The organism is Actinoalloteichus caeruleus (assembly GCF_049311605.1).
Classification (GTDB): Bacteria; Actinomycetota; Actinomycetes; order Mycobacteriales; family Pseudonocardiaceae; genus Actinoalloteichus_B; species Actinoalloteichus_B caeruleus.
In genome coordinates this window covers 1032881-1045767 of sequence record NZ_CP186005.1, presented here as the reverse complement: position 1 = coordinate 1045767, position 12887 = coordinate 1032881, and the positions used below count along the sequence as shown (strand labels likewise).

Genomic DNA, 12887 nt, shown 5'->3' with positions numbered 1-12887 from the left:
ATCGCTGTTCTGTGGCCCTTCCAGAATGCCATTCGGGGTCAGCACACTCGTGCCATGACCACACAGCCGCTGTCCCCCACCCCCCGCAGCACCGTACGACGCGGCCGGCGGCGGTCCGTCACCGACCGCGAGACCCTGTACTCGATCCTGGACGCCGGCCTGGTCTGCCAGCTCTCACTCGTCCTCGACGGGAGCCCGGTGGTGCTCCCGACCTGTTACGGACGGGTGGGGGACACCCTCTACCTGCACGGATCCACGGGCGCGGCGAGCCTGCGCGCCCTGGCGGAGGGCGCGCGGGCCTGCGTCGCGGTCACCCTGCTCGACGGCGTGGTGTACGCGCGTTCGGTGTTCCACCACTCCGTGAACTACCGGTCGGCCGTCATCCACGGCACGCCCGCGCTGGTGGACGACCCGGGCACGAAGCTGGCGGGGTTGCGCGCGGTGACCGAGCGGCTGGCTCCGGGCTCGTGGGACCACGCCAGACCTCCCACGCAACGGGAACTGGCCGCGACGGCGGTCCTCGCGCTGGATCTGGCGGAGGCGGCGGTCAAGGTCCGGGCCGCTCCTCCCGGCGACGACGAGGAGGACGTCGCGGACGGCACCCGGTGGGCCGGGGTGCTGCCCCTGGACCAGCGGTGGGGCGAGCCCGAGCCCTGTCCGCTGCTCCCCGGGGACAGCGGTGTGCCCGACCACGTCCGGCGGCGAGCCGGCCAGGCCCTGGGCTGAGGGCCGCGTCACGGCGGGCACGGGGGAACGGAACGCCACCACCAGCCCGGACCTCTCCCTCGGCGTCCGCTCCTCCCCCACGGCGGGTCCCGCCCGCCGCCGAGGGGCCGGGCGGCCGTTCCCACCCCGGGCCGCCCGGGTCCCGGTGGTCAGGCGGGCGGCGCCGGGCGGTGGTGGCGGGTGCTCACCAGTTCCGCCGACCGGTCGGGACGAGCCCCGCGACCGGGTCGAGGCGGTACTCCGACATCGGCTGCCGGGCCCGCCGGTAGACGTGCACCGACACCGCGGGGTCCGGTCCCTCGTTGACGACCTGGTGCACGTAGTGCGGACCGAACACCCGGGACTGGCCGGCGACCAGCGGGGAGATCACCTCCAGGTGGTTGTCACCCGGCTGTTCCCGGACCACCCGTTCGGTGAGGACACCGTTGACCACGGTGAACGCGCCGACCGCGCCCCCGTGGTCGTGCAGCTCGGTCCGCTGGCCCGGGAGCCAGGACAGCAGCCAGATCTCCTGGTCGTCGGTGCGTTCCAGCAGGTCCGACCAGCGGCGTTCCGGGTCGTAGCGCAGGCGGTGCGCCCAGTGCGCGCGGTTGGCGACGGTCTCGAGTGCGACGCGGACGGGGTGCGCGGCCGACCGCTGTGCGGGCGGCGCGATGGTGTTTGCAGGCACGGCGAACAACAGAAGTCCTCTGCTCGGTAGGGAAGTCTCATCCCCGGTGGCCCCGGGGGCGGGCGAAAACGGTCCGGCCCTGCGCCGGCGGACGAACGTCAGCCCTGACGACACAGCGCGCTGGCGGCACGGCCGAGGTCAAGGGGACCTCTCCGCTCACGACCACCGCGCTGGTGCATGTTCCTCCTCGGATGCGGCCCGAAGCCCCGTCGACCGCACGGGGGCGGGGTCCTGGTGACGCCGTCCGTGACCGGGCGGGCTCCTGGGCCGTGACTAAGAAAACCAAGACCGGGGTTGGGCGTCAACCTGGCACACGCCAACCTGGTCAAGAATCCTCCACTTTGGTGACTAAACCTCGAACGGGCGAGAAACTGATCACCGGGAGTATCGGTGGCCGACGCGGGTGACCCGCCGGCTCGGCCCCCCGGGATCGCACCGCCGGCCACCCGGCGGCCACGCCCGTCGTCGCTGGTGGAACCACCGCACAGCCTGTCCCCGCACCTCTCGCGCGTCCGCCCTGTCACTCGCGCGGTCATACCCGTCGAGGACCGAGCCCAAACCACCCCGAGGCCAGGAAGATCACCCTTCCGGCAGCGGCACGCGCGAACCGGCCTCCCGCCAGGTGGGACAGGACGGCCGCCACCGCTGCCGGCGGGTCGCGGGCGCACCCGGGGCACCCTGCGCCTCGGCCCCACCACCAGCGCCCCGGAGCCCCTTGGCAGGCCGGGTCGGACCCCGGGCCCGCCGGGCGGTCAGTCCCGCGCCACCCCGTCGAGCGCGGCCACCACGTCCCGGACGAGGTCGTCCGAATCCTCGCAGCCGGCGGAGAACCGGACGAACCCCGGCGCGACGGCGTCGCCCCACTGGGCTCGTCGGTCCACCGTCGAGTGCACGCCGCCGAAACTGGTCGCCTCGGCGAGCAGCGAGCTGCGCCGGACCAGCTGGGAGACGCAGGAGGCGTCCGGCAGTTCGAAGCGGAACACGCCGCCGAACCGGCGCATCTGCGCCCTGGCCACCGCGTGGGACGGGTCGCCGGGAAGCCCTGGCCACCGCAGGTTCGTGACGAGCGGATGTCCCTCGAGCGCCGCGCACAGCGCCGCCGCGTTCTCCGCCTGCCGGGCCAGCCGGAGGTCGAGCGTGCTCAGGCTGCGGTGGGCGAGCCACGCCTCGAAGGGGCCGGGCAGGGAACCGTCCCGCCCGCGCCCGGCCCGGAGCCGGTCGGCCAACTCGGGATCGGCGGTCGACACGTGCCCCAGGAGCAGGTCGCTGTGCCCCGTCAACGCCTTGGTGTCACTGGCGACGACCACGTCCGCCCCCAGTTCGAGCGGCCGCTGGCCCAGTGGCGTCGCGGTCGTGTTGTCGACGGCGACCAGGGCACCGACCCGCCGCGCCATCGCGGACAGCGCGGCGATGTCGCACACGTCGAGACCGGGGTTCGCCGGCGTCTCCAACAGCACCAGGCACGCGCCGGCCAGGACCTCGTCCGACCAGGGTCCCCTGGCCGGTACCTCCCGGACCGTGACGCCGGTCCTGGCCAGGTCGGCCGCGGCGAAGTTCCTCGTCCCGTAGTACCCGTCAGCTGGCAGCACGACCGTGTCCCCTGGCCGGGGGACCGCGCGGAGCAGGGCGCTGATCGCGGCCATCCCCGACGGGAACAGCACGCACTGCCCACCGTCGAGCGAGCCGATGGACTCCTCAAGAGCGGTCCAGCTGGGGTTTCCCGACCGGCCGTACTCCACCGCACCGGGGACGGCGGGCATGTCCTCCGCTCCCGCCAGGTGGTACGGGGCCGCGAAGACCGGCCCGGGGCGCAACGGCGCGCCCGTCCTCGGTGGTTCGTGCCCGGCGTGCACGCACCGGGTCCCGTCGCCCCACTCCGCTGCCCCTGAACTCACGACCACTCCGCCTTCCTCGCCCTACCGAGCAGGGCGGACGCCATCGCCCGAGGAGCGAGCCCCTCGTGGCAGACCCGGTGCACCGCGTCGGTGATGGGCATCTCGACGCCGTGGCGCATCGCGAGTTCCCGGATCGACGAGCACGACTTCACACCCTCGGCGACCTGTCCGTTGCCGGCGGCGGTGGCCTCGGTCAGCGTGGCGCCGCCGCCCAACCGGCCCCCGAAGGTGCGGTTCCGCGACAGCGGGGAGGAACAGGTCGCGACGAGATCCCCCATGCCGGCCAGGCCCGCGAAGGTCTGCGGGTCGGCGCCCAGCGCGGCACCGAGGCGGGCGATCTCGGCGAGACCCCGGGTGATCAGCGTCGCCGCCGTGTTCTCCCCGAAGCCGAGGCCGCCGGCGATCCCGCAGGCGAGGGCGATCACGTTCTTGCAGGCGCCACCGAGCTCGCAACCGACGACGTCGCTGTTGGTGTAGGGCCGGAAGTAGCCGGTGGAGCTGGCGCGCTGGAGCGCGAGCGCCAACGCCGGGTCCTCGGCCGCGACCACGCTGGCCGTGGGCTGCTCGTCGGCGATCTCCTTCGCCAGGTTCGGCCCCGTGACGACCGCCACCCGGTCACCACCCACCCCGGCGACCTCGCTGATGACCTCACTCATGCGTTTCAGGCTGCCCAGTTCGACGCCCTTGGCCAGGCTGACCAACGGAGCCGCCGGCGGCAGCAGGGAGCGCCACGACTCGAGGTTGGCCCGCAGCGTCTGGCTCGGCACGGCGAGCACCACCGCCTCGGCGCCCCCGAGCGCGGCCTCCGGGTCCGCGGTGGCCGTCAGGTTCGCCGGCAGCGGGACCCCGGGGAGGTAGTCGGGATTGGAACGGCTGGTGGTGACCGCCTCCGCGACCTCGGTGCGGCGCGCGCACAGCACGACCTCCCGACCGGCGTCGGCCAGCACCTTCGCGAACGCGGTACCCCAGGACCCGGCGCCGAGCACCGCGACGCGGTGCGGGACGGGGGCGTTCACGCCCGCTCCACCGGGGAGTCCCCGTCCTTCCCCGGCCGTCGTTCGGCGTCGGTGGCCGCGTCGGCCGCGCCGTCCACCGGGTCGGTGGCGCTCCCGGCGGCGTCCCCGTCGGAGGCGGCGGAGTCGGTGCCGCTCCGGCCGCCGGGCCGGTGGAAGGCCACCGGGGGTGTCTCGTTCCGCACGGACCCCAACAGGTCGCGCACCCCGCTCATCACGGCGTCGGTCACCTCGCGGAGCAGCGCCGCGTCCCGGGGGCGTCCCCGGTAGGCATCGAGGTCAACGGGTTCCCCGAACTCGACGACCACCCGACGACGGCGCGGGGAGGGGCGGAACTTCTTGGTCTGGTAGTCGTGCACCTCGTGCGTGCCCCAGTTCACGGCCGGGATCACCGGGACGTCGGTGTCCAGCGCGAGCCGCGCGACACCGGTCTTGGAGTACATCGGCCATCGTTCGGGGTCCCGCCCGACGGTCCCCTCCGGGTAGATGACGACCACCTTCCCGGCACCCAGTCCCTCGACCGCCGCGCGCAGGCTCCGCTGGGCGTCCCCGGAACCCCGGTACACCGGGATCTGGCCGGCACCGCGCAGGAGCGATCCCACCACGGGCACCTTCCACAGGCTGTGCTTGGCCATGAACCGCGGAACCCGGCCGGCGGAGTGCACGGCGACGGCGTCGTACACCGGGTCGATCTCGGAGATGTGGTTGAACACCACCAGGGCGCCGCCCTCACGGGGGAGACGATCACCACCACGGAATTCGTTGCGGGAGAACAACCGGATCGCCGGGTAGAACACGGCTGCGGCGAACCCGACCCAGAACCCCCCCTTTTCCCTGGTCACCTTGGTGGTCACCCAGCCCTCCCTCGTCCTCGGCCGGCGGTGGGTCGCGCATCGGCCTGCCGCGAGTGTGCCCACCGCCTGTCCGACAGGTTAGGCGGGGGTCTCGCCAGAACACCACGACGTCGGTCAGGATGGTGTGGTGGATGGCGGTGTGGACCTGTTGATCCCGGTCAAGATGCTGCATGCGGCCAAGTCGCGGCTGCTCGGCGCGCTCGATGGCGGCGCGCGGGACCCGCGCCTGCACTCCTCCCTGGTCATCGCGTTGGCGTTGGACACGGCGACAGCGGCCAGGGAGGCGGTGGGCGTGCGGCGAGTGCACGTGTTGACCGCGGACTCGACCACGGCGGCGGCGGTGCGGGCGGACGGGTTCTCCGTCGTGACCGATCACCACGACGCCGGGCTGAACGCGGCGCTCAGGCACGGGTCGGAGTGGCTGCGCAACCACGTCGGGGCGGACCGGATCGGCGCGTTGCAGGCCGACCTGCCGGCCCTGACGGCGCTCGAACTCGGTGCCGCCATCGCGGCGGCCGGCCAGAGCCGGGGGTTCTGCCCCGACCGACAAGGCACGGGCACGACCTTCCTGCTGGCCGCGCGGGGTGAGGCCCTGGACCCCCGGTTCGGGGTCGGTTCGGCCCGCCGGCACCGGGAGGCGGGAGCGGTGGAGCTGCGCGGGAGCTGGCCGACGCTGCGCTGCGACGTGGATACCGCCGCCGACCTGGGTGAGGCGGCGAGCCTCGGGCTGGGCCCCAGGACGGCGGAGCTGTTCGAGCGGGCGGACCAGGTGGGCGCGCGTCGGCCGGCGCGCCGGGGAGCATGACCGGCCCGGCGCCCACCGGACGGCGGGGCGAGCGGCCACGGCCGCCCCTCGCCGCCACCCGGAGCGGTGCGCACCGGGGCTGGCTACGGTGGCGCGGTGGCCACCTCACCCACCCCGCCGCCGGGAACCTCGCCCACCGGTGGGACGACCTCGCCCCACCACCCCGACGGCACCGGGTCCCCGTCACCGCCGCCGAGGCGGGCCGAGCAGGCCACGGTGTGCGACATCCTCGACGACGGTTCGCTGACGGTGCTGCGGGACGACGGACTCCTGGTGGACGTGCCGGCGGTCGCGGTGACCTCGGGCGGCTGGATCGCGCCGCGGAGCGGCCAACGCGTCACGGTGTGGCGCGCCGCCGACGGCACGGTCGCCCTCGTTCTCCCACCCGCCGTGCCGCCGTCGCCGGATGTTCACCCCAATGCGCGTATCTCCTGGCCCGTTGGGGGTCGTTGAGGAGGACAATGGGGACTCGTGGAAGCGGAGCGTGGGACGGGTCGACGGGATCGGGCGGACGAGCGGACGGACATCGGCGCGGGCGCCGAGGGGCGGTCGGAGCGGACCGGTCCATCGGGTTCCCCGGCTCCGGGGGCCGACCTGGCGGCGGTGGTCGCGCCACGCCCCGTCGCCGCCGGAGCGGAGCGACCGCGTCCCGCCGGTGACGCCCAGAGCGCCGCGATCTCCCACGGCGGCCACTCCGGTCGCGCCTTCCCCCCGGCTCCCCCCGCGGCGACCCCGACCGAGCCGACCTCGACCGGGCTGCCGGAGGACCGCTACCTGAACCGGGAGCTGTCCTGGCTCGACTTCAACGCGCGAGTGCTGGCGCTGGCCGAGGACGACTCCCAGCCGCTGCTGGAACGCGCGAAGTTCCTGGCGATCTTCGCCGAGAACCTCGACGAGTTCTACATGGTGCGGGTCGCCGGCCTGAAACGCCGCGACGAGACGGGGCTCTCCGTCCGCAGCTCCGACGGGCTGTCGCCCCGCGAACAGCTCGCCAGGATCTCCGCCCGGACGCAGGAACTGGCCGAGCAGCACGCCAACGCCTTCCTCGACGACATCCGCCCCGCGTTGGAGACCCACGGGTTGCGCATCGTCCGGTGGAGCGACCTCAGCAGGGCCGAGCAGCACCTCATGTCGATCTACTTCGGCGAGCAGGTGTTCCCGGTGCTGACGCCCCTCGCGGTCGACCCCGCCCACCCGTTCCCCTACATCTCCGGGCTGTCGCTGAACCTCGCCGTCATCGTCCGGGACTCCTCCAGCGGCGCTCCCCGCTTCGCCCGGGTCAAGGTGCCGAACAACGTGCCCCGGCTGATCCAGGTGCAGCCCAGCGGCGAGACGACCGCGATCACCTTCCTCCCGCTGGAGGAGCTGATCGCCGCTCACCTCGACCGGCTCTTCGCCGGCATGGAGGTGATGGAGCACCACGTGTTCCGGGTGACCCGCAACGCCGACCTGGAGGTGGAGGAGGACCGCGACGAGGACCTCCTCCAGGCCCTGGAACGGGAACTCGCCCGTCGCCGGTTCGGACCGCCGGTGCGGCTGGAGGTCTCCGACGCCATGAGCCCGCACACCCTGGAGCTGCTGCTGCGCGAACTGGACGTCGACCCGAACGACGTCGTCCGGGTCCCGGGGCCGCTCGACCTGTCCTGCCTGTCGTTGCTCCACCGGGTCGACCTCCCCCAGCTCAAGGACCGCCCCTTCGTCCCCGCGACCAACCCCGCCTTCGGCGAGGGTGAGACGCCCAAGGACGTCTTCGCGATGCTGCGCCGCCGGGACATCCTGGTGCACCACCCCTACGAGTCGTTCTCGACGAGCGTGCAGCGCTTCGTCGAACAGGCCGCGGCCGACCCGAAGGTGCTGGCGATCAAGCAGACGCTGTACCGCACCTCGGGCGACTCCCCGATCGTCGACGCCCTGATCGACGCGGCCGAGGCGGGCAAGCAGGTCGTGGCGCTGGTCGAGATCAAGGCGCGCTTCGACGAACAGGCCAACATCCGGTGGGCCCGGGCGTTGGAGCGGGCCGGGGTGCACGTGGTGTACGGGCTCGTCGGCCTGAAGACCCACTGCAAGGTGGCGTTGGTGGTGCGGCAGGAGGGCACCACGATCCGCCGGTACTGCCACATCGGCACCGGGAACTACAACCCGAAGACGGCGAGGACCTACGAGGACATCGGGCTGCTCACCTCGGAACCCGACCTCGGCGCCGACCTCACGGACCTGTTCAACTCCCTCACCGGCTACGCCAGCCAGACCGCCTACCGCAGCATCCTGGTCGCGCCGCACGGTGTCCGGCGCGGCATCATCGAACGAATCGACGGGGAGATCGAGCGGGCCAGGGCCGGTGAGCTCAGCGGAGTCCGCATCAAGGTGAACGCCCTGGTGGACGAGCAGGTCATCGATGCCCTGTACCGCGCGTCCCAGGCGGGCGTCCCGGTGGAGGTCGTGGTGCGCGGCATCTGCGCGCTCCGGCCGGGGATCCCCGGGTTGTCCGACCGGATCCACGTCCGATCCATCCTGGGCCGGTTCCTGGAGCACTCCCGCATCTACCACTTCGTGGGCGCGGGTGAGCGCTGGATCGGCAGCGCGGACATGATGCACCGCAACCTGGACCGGCGGATCGAGATCCAGGTGCGCATCACCGACCCGGACCTCGTCGACCAACTCGACTCGGTCATGCGTTCGGCGTTGCACCCGTCCGTCCGCTGCTGGGTGCTGGGGCCGGACGGGGAGTGGGACCCCTCACCCACCGAGGGCGAGCGGGTCCGGGACCACCAGTACGAACTGCTGCGCCGGTACCAGGCCACCGGGTGAGACGCGCGCTCCCCAGGTAGGTTCTCGTCGGCGCGGAGGAGCGCGCCGGACGGGTTGGCGCACACGGGCTGGTAGGGGCAGTGGCGAGCAGCAGGGATACGCGAACGGTGCGGGCGGCCGGCGCGGTGGTGTGGCGCTGGCGGTCGACCGGGCACGGGGCGGAGGTCGCCGTGGTGCACCGCTCCCGCTACGACGACTGGTCGTTGCCCAAGGGGAAGCGGAACCCCCGCGAGACCCGGCAGGCCACCGCCGTCCGGGAGGTCGCCGAGGAGACGGGTATGGCGGTCGCCCTGGGCAGGTCGCTCGGCTCGGTCCGCTACCGGGTCCTCTCGCCGGACGGCGCGGGGCGCAAGGTGGTCGAGTACTTCAGCGCCCACGCCCTCGGTGGGGACTTCAGGCCGGGGGACGAGGTCGACGACCTGCGGTGGCTTCCCGTCCACGAGGCGAGGGCCGTCCTGACCAGGGAGGCCGACCGGCAGGTGCTGGACCGCTTCGCCGCCGCGCCACCAGACCTGCGGACGGTGCTGCTGGTCCGGCACGCCAGGGCGGGGAGCCGGGAGGAGTGGGCGGGCGCCGACGAGTTCCGGCCGCTCAGCGGACGTGGCCGGAAACAGGCCGAGGCGCTGGCGGACCTGTTGCCGGTGTTCGGGCCGACCCGGGTGCACTCGGCACCGATGACGCGGTGCCTCGACACGGTGTCGCCGGTGGCGAGGGCGCTGGGCGCGGCGGTGGTCGCGGAACCCGCGCTGACCGAGGAGGCGTTCGCTCGGGAGCCGGCTGCGGCCGAGGACCGCCTGTTGGCGTTGGTCGGGCTGCCGGAGACCGTGGTGGTGTGCAGCCAGGGCGGGGCGATTCCCAGCCTGCTGTCCCGGCTGGCGGCCGACGGCGGGGTGGAACTCCAGGCCCCGCGCAGCCGCAAGGCGAGCACCTGGGTGTTGTCGTTCCTGCCCTCGCGGCCGGTGCTGGTGGCGGCCGACTACATCTCCAACCCGAGGGGCTGGTGACGGGCCGACCGGCCGCGAGGGCGCCGAACGCTCAGCCGCCGCTGCGCGAGGTGGTGCGCCGGCTGGAACCCCCCGTGCGGGACTTGGTGCCCCCGGAGGTGGACCGGCTGCCCGACGTGCTCCTCGTCGACGTCGACGTGCTCCGGGTGGTGCCGGACGAACCGGAACGTCCGCTGCCGCTCTTCGTGGAGGACGAGCGGGGCTGGGGCACGCTGGACCGGGTACCGGTGCTCGTCTTGCGCCCCGTGGTCGACGTGGTGGACCGGCTCGAACCGCTGGTCCTGGTCGTCCCGGTTCGCCCCGTCGTCTGCCGGCTGGTGGTGGACTTCGTGGCCGTGGAGCGGCCGGTGCTCGTCCGCCCGGGCCCGGTCTTGCCGGTTCCCGTGGTCTTCGTGGGGGTGGTCCCACCACGGCCCCGGCCCGTGGTGGTCGTGGTGGTCGTGGTCGCCCTGGCGGCGGGCACCCTGGGCAGTTTCCGCTGCCCGCCCACGACCTCCCGGAAGTTGGTGCCGGGCCGGAACGCGGGAACGTTGGTGCGCTTCACGCGCACCGCCTCCCCGGTCCGGGGGTTGCGGGCGGTGCGTGCCGCCCTGGCCCGCTTCTCGAAGACCCCGAAACCGGAGATGTTGACCTTCTCGCCCTTCTGCACGCGGCGGACGATGAGGTCGAGGACTCCGTCGACCGCCGCGGTGGCGGTCTTGCGGTCGCCGATACGCTCGGCGAGTGCGTCGATGAGTTCGGCCTTGTTCATCTTCAGTCCCTCTCCCGAGACAAACACAGCGCCCTCGGCGATGCGCCGATTCTGTGCCTGTCAGGACAGGCACCTGCGCCACGGTAAGCCGAGGTCGCGGGGGTCGCCATTCTGCGACAGGGGAAAACCGCGGTCATCGGGGCGGGAGTTGGCCCTGGCAGCGGGGAGTTCCGCCTCGCCTCGGCCGTGATCGGGACGCCCGGTGGACGCCGGTTCCCGTTGCGGCACAACGAGAACCGGCGCCAGGCCCTCAGGAACCGGCGACGGGGGTGGTGGTCGGCAGCCAGCCGGGCCGACTCCCCTCGAAAGTGTCGATCGTGCCGACCTCGCGCAGGGTCAGCGCGATGTCGTCGAGACCTTCCAGCAGCCGCCACCTCGTGTAGTCGTCGATGGTGAACGGCAGCACGAGTTCCCCGGCGGTGACGGTCCGCTCCCGCAGGTCCACGGTCACCTCCGTCCCCGGCTCCTGCTCCAGCAGCTTCCAGAGCAGTTCCACGTCCGACTGGGCGCACTGGGCCGCCAGCAGGCCCTGCTTTCCGGCGTTGCCCCGGAAGATGTCGGCGAAACGGCTGGAGATGACGACCCGGAACCCGTAGTCCCCCAGCGCCCAGACGGCGTGCTCCCGGGAGGAACCCGTGCCGAAGTCGGGGCCCGCCACGAGGACGCTCCCGGCGGAGAACCTCGGGTCGTTGAGGACGAACCCCTCGTCGGACCGCCAGGCGGCGAAGAGGCCGTCAGCGAATCCGGTGCGGGTCACCCGCTTCAGGTAGACGGCGGGGATGATCTGGTCGGTGTCGACGTTGGAACGGCGCAGCGGCACGCCGACCCCGGTGTGCGTGGTGAATGCTTCCATGTTCGGTCACCTCTCCTGGGAAGTGGTCGGGTGCGCTCAGCTCGCCGCGGCCAGGTCGGCTGCCGGCAGGTCCTCCGGCGAGGACAGCGTTCCCCGCACCGCGGTCGCGGCGGCGACCAGGGGTGACACCAGGTGGGTGCGACCGCCCTTGCCCTGGCGGCCCTCGAAGTTCCGGTTGGACGTCGAGGCGCTGCGCTCACCGGGGGCCAACTGGTCCGGGTTCATCCCCAGGCACATCGAGCACCCGGCGGACCGCCACTCGGCCCCCGCCTCCAGGAACACCTCGTGCAGTCCCTCCGCCTCGGCCTGGCCCCGCACCCGCATGGAACCGGGTACGACGAGCATGCGCACCCCACCCGCGACCTTCCTGCCCCGCAGCACCTCCGCGGCGGCGCGGAGGTCCTCGATCCGGCCGTTGGTGCAGGAGCCGAGGAAGACGGTGTCCACCGCGACCTCCCGGAGCGGGGTGCCCGGCGTGAGGTCCATGTAGCTGAGGGCCTTCTCCGCCGCGAAGCGCTCGTTCTCGTCCGCGATGCCGGCGGGGTCTGGCACCCGCTCGCCCAGCGGGAGGCCCTGCCCGGGATTGGTGCCCCAGGTGACGAAAGGGGTGAGGGCGTCGGCGTCGATGGTCACCTCGGCGTCGAACTCGGCGTCCGGGTCGGTCCGCAGCCCGCTCCAGTACTCGACCGCCGCGTCCCAGTCCGCTCCGGTGGGCGCGTGCGGCCGCCCCCTGAGGTACTCGAAGGTGGTGGCGTCCGGGGCGATCATGCCCGCCCGCGCGCCCGCCTCGATCGACATGTTGCAGACGGTCATCCTGGCCTCCATGGACAGCGCCTCGATGGCGCTTCCCCGGTACTCCAGGATGTAGCCCTGCCCGCCGCCCGTTCCGATCCTGGCGATGACGGCGAGGATGATGTCCTTGCTCGTCACTCCGGGCCGGAGCGTTCCCTCCACGTTGACCGCCATCGTCCTGAACGGCTTCAGCGGCAGCGTCTGCGTCGCGAGGACGTGTTCCACCTCGGAGGTGCCGATACCGAAGGCGATGGACCCGAACGCACCGTGGGTCGAGGTGTGGCTGTCCCCGCACACCACGGTCATCCCGGGCTGGGTCAACCCGAGCTGCGGCCCCACGACGTGCACGATCCCCTGGTCGACGTCGCCCATCGGGTGCAGGCGAACCCCGAACTCGGCGCAGTTCCGGCGCAGGGTGTCCACCTGGGTGCGGGACACCGGGTCCGCGATGGGCAGGTCGATCCCGGTCGTGGGGACGTTGTGGTCCTCCGTGGCGATGGTCAGGTCGGGTCGGCGCACCGGCCGACCGGCCAGCCGAAGACCGTCGAAGGCCTGGGGGCTGGTGACCTCGTGCACCAGGTGGAGGTCGATGTAGAGGAGGTCTGGCTCGTCACCGCTCCCCCGACGCACCACATGGGCGTCCCAGACCTTCTCCGCGAGCGTGCGGCCCATTGCTCCTCCCAGCACGAGATGTCGACGTGGTGATCCCAACATCT

General features: G+C 72.9%; 12 protein-coding genes. 5 read left to right on the top strand and 7 right to left on the bottom strand.

All coding sequences use genetic code 11. The annotated features are described in order from the left end of the window. The first annotated feature begins 54 nt into the window (after window positions 1-54). Window positions 55-726 (top strand): pyridoxamine 5'-phosphate oxidase family protein, encoded by a 672-nt coding sequence (locus tag ACOJVX_RS04695; protein ID WP_418155870.1) that lies wholly within the window; start codon window positions 55-57, stop codon window positions 724-726. Between the two features lie 184 nt (window positions 727-910). On the opposite strand, the gene ACOJVX_RS04690 is transcribed toward ACOJVX_RS04695, so the two are convergent. From ACOJVX_RS04690 to ACOJVX_RS04675, 4 genes are all read right to left on the bottom strand, one after another. Further along, the gene (locus ACOJVX_RS04690) at window positions 911-1405 is read right to left on the bottom strand and encodes a cysteine dioxygenase (protein ID WP_026417132.1); all 495 of its coding nucleotides are present in this window, start codon (window positions 1403-1405) and stop codon (window positions 911-913) included. A 743-nt stretch (window positions 1406-2148) separates the two neighbouring features. Continuing rightward, entirely contained in the window at window positions 2149-3297 is a 1149-nt protein-coding gene (locus tag ACOJVX_RS04685; RefSeq protein ID WP_026417133.1) for a cystathionine gamma-lyase, read from the bottom strand. Next, window positions 3288-4307, bottom strand: coding sequence for an NAD(P)H-dependent glycerol-3-phosphate dehydrogenase (locus ACOJVX_RS04680; RefSeq protein ID WP_422647283.1), 1020 nt, complete (start codon window positions 4305-4307; stop codon window positions 3288-3290). The genes ACOJVX_RS04685 and ACOJVX_RS04680 overlap by 10 nt, the downstream gene beginning before the upstream one ends. After that, on the bottom strand, window positions 4304-5158 hold the full coding sequence (locus ACOJVX_RS04675) for a lysophospholipid acyltransferase family protein (RefSeq protein WP_422647282.1): 855 nt from the start codon (window positions 5156-5158) through the stop codon (window positions 4304-4306). Before ACOJVX_RS04675 ends, ACOJVX_RS04680 begins: the two co-directional genes overlap by 4 nt. 124 nt (window positions 5159-5282) lie before the next feature. Between ACOJVX_RS04675 and cofC the strand changes: the two genes are divergently transcribed. The 4 genes from cofC (at window position 5283) to ACOJVX_RS04655 (ending at window position 9775) form a co-directional block, all read left to right on the top strand. Further along, window positions 5283-5963: a 2-phospho-L-lactate guanylyltransferase gene (gene cofC, locus ACOJVX_RS04670; RefSeq protein WP_081715182.1), complete on the top strand. Its 681-nt coding sequence runs from the start codon at window positions 5283-5285 to the stop codon at window positions 5961-5963. Window positions 5964-6059: 96 nt separating this feature from the next. Beyond that, window positions 6060-6416, top strand: a complete 357-nt coding sequence (locus ACOJVX_RS04665) for a hypothetical protein (protein WP_155886008.1) — start codon at window positions 6060-6062, stop codon at window positions 6414-6416. Window positions 6417-6434: 18 nt separating this feature from the next. Continuing rightward, on the top strand, window positions 6435-8771 hold the full coding sequence (locus tag ACOJVX_RS04660; protein ID WP_372492971.1) for an RNA degradosome polyphosphate kinase: 2337 nt from the start codon (window positions 6435-6437) through the stop codon (window positions 8769-8771). Window positions 8772-8851: 80 nt separating this feature from the next. Further along, window positions 8852-9775 (top strand): NUDIX hydrolase, encoded by a 924-nt coding sequence (locus ACOJVX_RS04655; protein ID WP_422647281.1) that lies wholly within the window; start codon window positions 8852-8854, stop codon window positions 9773-9775. A 31-nt stretch (window positions 9776-9806) separates the two neighbouring features. Here ACOJVX_RS04655 and ACOJVX_RS04650 read toward each other — a convergent pair whose 3' ends face one another. From ACOJVX_RS04650 to leuC, 3 genes are all read right to left on the bottom strand, one after another. Next, window positions 9807-10526, bottom strand: a complete 720-nt coding sequence (locus tag ACOJVX_RS04650; RefSeq protein WP_026417139.1) for an HU family DNA-binding protein — start codon at window positions 10524-10526, stop codon at window positions 9807-9809. A 250-nt stretch (window positions 10527-10776) separates the two neighbouring features. Then, a complete protein-coding gene (leuD, locus tag ACOJVX_RS04645; RefSeq protein ID WP_026417140.1) occupies window positions 10777-11379 on the bottom strand; it encodes a 3-isopropylmalate dehydratase small subunit in 603 nt (200 codons plus the stop codon). Window positions 11380-11415: 36 nt separating this feature from the next. Next, window positions 11416-12843: a 3-isopropylmalate dehydratase large subunit gene (leuC, locus tag ACOJVX_RS04640; protein ID WP_026417141.1), complete on the bottom strand. Its 1428-nt coding sequence runs from the start codon at window positions 12841-12843 to the stop codon at window positions 11416-11418. Between the last annotated feature and the right edge of the window lie 44 nt (window positions 12844-12887).

Bases quoted from the DNA above. Each gene is read 5' to 3' on its own strand.
- leuC (WP_026417141.1), bottom strand. From the start codon at position 12,843: ATGGGCCGCACGCTCGCGGAGAAGGTCTGGGACGCCCATGTGGTGCGT.
- leuD (WP_026417140.1), bottom strand. From the start codon at position 11,379: ATGGAAGCATTCACCACGCACACCGGGGTCGGCGTGCCGCTGCGCCGT.
- ACOJVX_RS04650 (WP_026417139.1), bottom strand. From the start codon at position 10,526: ATGAACAAGGCCGAACTCATCGACGCACTCGCCGAGCGTATCGGCGAC.
- ACOJVX_RS04695 (WP_418155870.1), top strand. From the start codon at position 55: ATGACCACACAGCCGCTGTCCCCCACCCCCCGCAGCACCGTACGACGC.